The sequence below is a fragment of the Salinivibrio costicola subsp. alcaliphilus genome (assembly GCF_001996185.1).
Taxonomy (GTDB): domain Bacteria; phylum Pseudomonadota; class Gammaproteobacteria; order Enterobacterales; family Vibrionaceae; genus Salinivibrio; species Salinivibrio costicola.
On the sequence record NZ_MUFR01000075.1, the window covers coordinates 1 to 5,268 of the forward strand.

Genomic DNA, 5,268 nt, shown 5'->3' on the forward strand with positions numbered 1-5,268 from the left:
GCGCGTTTTTGTGCTTGTTTCATGGTACCTCCGCTCAAAAAGGTACTATGGCAAAGCCCGTGTCTTATGGGTATGTGGGGTTTATTAACCGCTTACCTTTATCGCGGATATCATTAAGCTCTTCAATGATCGACGCTTGCGAGCGATTTTGAATAATCCGGCCTTCATGCTCGGTAATTGAACAGAACGAACAGCCACCAAAACAGCCGCGCATGATATTCACCGACGTTTTAATCATATCGTAAGCCGGGATCTTAGCTTGGCCGTATTGCGGATGCGGCACGCGGGCGTAAGGTAAGCCAAAAACGTAATCCATTTCTTCTGTGGTCAACGGCACCGGAGGGGGATTAATCCAAAGCAGTTGGTCACCATGCTGTTGCACGAGCGCACGCGCAGAGTAGGGATTCGCCTCTAAATGCATCACTCGACTGGCATGCGCATATAAAATCCGGTCGTTTTTGAGTTTTTCAAACGAGGGTAAGCGAACAAAGGTGTTCTTGGCATCGTGGCGAGAAGGACGAATACTAATCGGTTTCGCCGCGTCAGGTTCCGTTTTTTTGCTGGTCTCGCACTGGGTCTCAGTGGCATAAGGGTTAGGCATCGTCATTGCTTTACCCGGCTTATCGATGCGGGTTGAGTCTACTTCTGCCATTCCCTCAGGCGGTGACTTCATCATTACGGCTGTGCCCGCGATACGCGTCATATTGGCCAATGAATCTCCGCGTGACAAGCGGTGTGCAACGTCAATCAATGCACGTTCCGCGTTACCAAATAATAAGATATCGGCTTTTGCATCACACAACACAGAGCGACGAACTTTGTCTGACCAATAATCGTAGTGAGCCAGGCGGCGTAAACTTGCTTCAATGCCTCCAAGCACGATGGGTGTCTGTTTGTAAGCTTCTCGACAACGTTGAGAATACACCAAGACAGCACGATCAGGTCTTTTACCCCCCTCATTATTCGGGGTGTAGGCATCATCATGGCGCAGTTTACGATCCGCTGTGTAGCGATTGATCATCGAGTCCATGTTACCCGCGGTGACACCAAAAAACAGGTTAGGCTCACCGAGTGCCATAAAGTCTTCTTTAGTGTGCCAATTGGGTTGCGAAATGATTCCGACTCGAAAGCCTTGTGCTTCTAAGGTGCGTCCAATCACGGCCATACCAAAACTGGGGTGATCGACATAGGCATCGCCCGTGACAATGATGATGTCACAGCTGTCCCAACCAAGAATATCCATCTCTTCTCGGCTGGTTGGCAAAAAAGGCGCAGGCCCGAAGCAAGCAGCCCAGTAGGGGGTATAGTCGTATATAGCAGTCGGTGTCACGTCTTTGTCTCTTGGTCTGCCGCGCGTGTGAGCAAATGATTTGCAGTCATGCGCCAAAGCGGGCGATTAATTGGCCGGCGATTTTAGCGATATTCCTGCATAGAGTATAGGGGCAATATGTGATGTTCGGCATTGTGACGCACTAATAGCTGACAATGAAACTAACTTAACGTGAATCTATTTTATTACGCACATTGCCGTTGCTAGTATAGGGTCATCTGACTAAACGGTGAGGTTGTCATGATTGAGCTTGGCTCATCACGTTATCGGCTGACGGCATTTGCACTTGCGTTCGGCTCTTTTCTCATTTTTTGTAACCTCTACTTGTTCCAACCGATGTTGCCTGTGTTTGCGGCCAGTGATGGGATCAGTGAAACGCGTGCGAACTGGTTGCTTGCAGCGGCAACGCTAGGATTATCCTTTTCCTTGGTGCCTTGGGCGGTGCTCTCTGAACGTATTGGTCGTCGGCCTGTGATGCTGACCAGCTTATGGATGCTGCCCCTTGTTGGGCTTGCGATGGCGAGTACCTCATCATTTTGGATGATTGTTCTGCTGCGCGCGTTGATGGGCTTGTCACTGGGTGGATTTGCGGCGGTGGCGGTCGCTTACATGGCCGAAGAGTTTTCTCCCAAGGCGCTAGCGATCGCCGTGGGCAGTTACATCAGTGCTAATTCACTGGGTGGCATTTCTGGTCGCGTTGCTGGTGGCATAATGACCGATTGGTGGGGCTGGCATGGTGCGGTCCTCGCCATGGCGGCCTTCACACTGGCGGGAGTGATGATCGTGACAAAATTGCTGCCTCGTCAACGCTATTTCTCCCCAAGTAGAACATCGTTGCTCACCCATTCACGTGGGGTCTTGTCGCATTTACGTACGCCAAGTTTGTGGATAGCCATGCTTATTGGTGGGGTAAACTTTGCATTGTTTGTTAATTTATTTTCGGTCACCGCCTTTCGACTTGTAGCGCCTCCTTATCAGTTACCGGTAAGCTTGGTGTCATCGGTATTTGTTTGTTATCTCGCCGGTACGGTGACATCACGGCTCAGTGGCCGGTGGGTGCTCAAGTATGGTGCAATCAGAGGCATGGCCTTTGGCACTTTGGTGGCGATGCTAGGCGTATTAGTGACATTAAGTCATGATATACCCTGGATAGTTATTGGGTTGTTGGTGGTTAGCGGTGGGGCTTTTTTCACTCACTCTTTAGCTTATGGCTGGGTGAGCCGCCAAGCTGCACAAGGCAAAGCAACCGCAACGGCTTTGTATTTGGTACATTATTATGTCGGTGGCAGTCTTGGCGGCTTTTATCTCATCGCGGCTTGGCAGCATTATGCATGGTTCGGTGTGGTCATCGCCGCATTAGCGTTGGGACTGGTTTTATTAGGTTTAGTGTTTGGGTTATCCCGGGTGGTGAGTCGAAGCCGCGCTCGCAAAATACACCAGCAAACGGCGGCCCCATGAGCAAGGCCCCTCGTACCATACTGAGCCATGAGCTTGCCGTACGATGGGCTTATGGCATGAACGCCGTCGACTCACCGTGCGGCTGATTTAAAGTGATGCTTCGGTCGGCATATCAATGTTGTCGCGGCTCACTGAATGTCGTGCATCAACACTGGTTTGATGACCCGGTTGGTAGGCACGGACACAATTTCGTCCTTCGGCTTTGGCTTGGTAAAGCGCACTGTCCGCTCGTTCAATCAATGATGAGAGTGTGTCACCGGGTTGAAAGGTGGAGATACCAATCGACGCGGTCACCTTGAGCGGCGTTCGGCTTTCATCAATTGGCACATCCATACTTTCGACTTCTTCGAGTAATCGGTTAGCGATTTGTGCCGTGACCTCACCACTGCATTTAGGTAAGAATACGATAAACTCTTCGCCACCAAAACGACCAAAGATGTCAGATTTTCTTAGTCGCTCTTGCACTGTACGTGTAAACGACTGTAAAACAACGTCGCCAGCGTAATGGCCCCATTTGTCATTAATGCGTTTAAATTTATCCAAATCAAGCAACAACACAGAAAAGGGAGAATGTCGTTCCTCGCTCACGGCGAGTGCGCGCATTGCCAGTTGAAGCAGCATTCGGCGATTATAGATCCCAGTGAGCGGATCGAGTGTCGCCTGGCGATAAAGGCGCAAAATCATATGTAATTGCGAAAGCTGTGACCAGACCACCATGAAGGCAATCACTGTCTGTAACCAGTATGAGGCAATATTGTCGGGACTGGTCATGGTGCCACCGAACGAATCCACCCAGAGATGGCAAGCTAAAGTAATTGTCATTAACGATAAACTTTCGCGCATGGTGAGCGGAAAGATAGTGAGCATGACTATCTGAATGATCGGCAATAGCGTGTAGCTATAGGAAAACGCGGTGTTCTCCGTAGGGAAATGAAGGGTGTGGCTGGCAGAGAAATAAAAGGCGTTGGTGGCAATCACCATCGCGACGAGACCGAGTTTAGCCGATTTTAGATTGTTAGCTCGACTCACTGCATAACCAATCGTTATCAGCACCCCACCTAATAGCAAGCGTTGCAATGAGAGTTGGGCGGCGGCGGTAGTGTCCGATAGGAATAGAAAATCAGCGACAGACCAAGCAATCGTGAGCCCAGCCCATACGTAACACAGTACACATAAGCGACTGCGCAGATAGGTACTACGTGTGTTATTAAAACTGTTGGCGTGTTTTTTTGCACTCCAAAGTTCAAAAAATGATATTTGGAGCTTATAAATAATGTGCCCTAAGGTCTCACTCATCATTGCACCCATTGTCCTTTCCGCTTGTGCAAAGGTTCCCGCTGCTCGCGCCACTTTGTTATTATCGCGTCGTGCGGTCATGTTGTTTTTATCTGTCATAAAGGTTGGTATAAGTGTACAAACATGCCAGTTTATTGGCGGTTTTGAGTCTGTTTCGTGCATTCAATGTGATCGATGGCGCTTTTTAATGTAATCAGTTCAATAGTTGACTCTTTTTTAATGCTTTATGTAAGGTAATTTTTGTTATGTACATGTTACTTGTTCCCGCGATCGTGTCTGCTGTTTTGGGGGCACAACTCGTGTTGTCGTTAGCCCTTTTGAAGGGCGATATTTGCCCCGGCCAGCGAGGGCGTTTTCATCATGCTTTTTGGGTGCCGACTTTTGCTTGGTTGATCTTGGTTCCATCTAGTTTTTTCGCCATCTTACCCTTCTTAACATTAGGGATATTTGCGTTTCGATCAAAAACGGGCAAAACACGTCGTTCAGGTCCCATTCCTTTGTTGTACATCGCAAATTTATTGGGCGTTGTTACATGGATTACCATACTGATGGCTGAGGGTGGGCTACTGGTTGTCGCCGGGATATTACAGCTGGTGTTACTTGGTACAAGCTTGGGGCATGGTCTATTAGTGCGTGCGCGTTCACGTTTGCAGGCTTTTGACACGTTATTACCACTGGCAAGTGTGATGGCGTTTATGGGACTGATGGTGTTTGTCGCAAGCGTAGCGGCGTTAAGTCATTCAGATATCGCACCTAGCCAGATTAATGCGTTTGTTGCCGGAGCTGGGTTTGGTTTGTTGGCTCTCGCTGCGCAAATTTGGCACTTAATGAAGCGAATTAAGCCCACATTGTGGCGTATAAATGCAGGTGTCTTGTTTATGTTTGCAGCCGTTACTTGTCTCAACTCAGTTGTCATGGGGTAAATGTAGTTTGCATGCCAAGATAGTGTTAAAAAATTGATCGTTTATAGTCTTGCCCACTACGCTTACAAGATAAGTGGGTTATAACGCCCCCTCGTTTATCGCGTAGGTAACATGTTTATCGCGCAGCTAACATATTTATCGCGCAGCTAGCATATTTATTGCGTATACCCGTGATCATTGAAGATGCTTGATTTTACGTAGAAACAGGATCATGATTCCTACCTATGAAAGTGACTTTAACCAAACAGCAGAAGCTTGAAC

The 5,268-nt window shown here is 48.5% G+C and carries 3 protein-coding genes and 1 pseudogene; 2 read left to right on the plus strand and 2 right to left on the minus strand.

Going from position 1 to position 5,268, the window contains the following annotated elements:
* Positions 1-97: 97 nt before the first annotated feature.
* Positions 98-1,330 (minus strand): annotated as a pseudogene (locus tag BZJ21_RS14965) (YgiQ family radical SAM protein); the annotation flags it as partial.
* 240 nt (positions 1,331-1,570) lie between these two features.
* On the opposite strand from BZJ21_RS14965, the gene BZJ21_RS14970 reads away from it, so the two are divergent.
* Complete coding sequence (locus tag BZJ21_RS14970) at positions 1,571-2,788, plus strand: MFS transporter (protein WP_077670216.1); 1,218 nt, start codon at positions 1,571-1,573, stop codon at positions 2,786-2,788.
* An 87-nt stretch (positions 2,789-2,875) separates the two neighbouring features.
* Here BZJ21_RS14970 and BZJ21_RS14975 read toward each other — a convergent pair whose 3' ends face one another.
* Positions 2,876-4,183, minus strand: a complete 1,308-nt coding sequence (locus BZJ21_RS14975) for a GGDEF domain-containing protein (protein WP_158011775.1) — start codon at positions 4,181-4,183, stop codon at positions 2,876-2,878.
* A gap of 146 nt (positions 4,184-4,329) precedes the next feature.
* Between BZJ21_RS14975 and BZJ21_RS14980 the strand changes: the two genes are divergently transcribed.
* A complete protein-coding gene (locus tag BZJ21_RS14980) occupies positions 4,330-5,007 on the plus strand; it encodes a hypothetical protein (RefSeq protein ID WP_077670217.1) in 678 nt (225 codons plus the stop codon).
* Positions 5,008-5,268 lie beyond the last annotated feature (261 nt).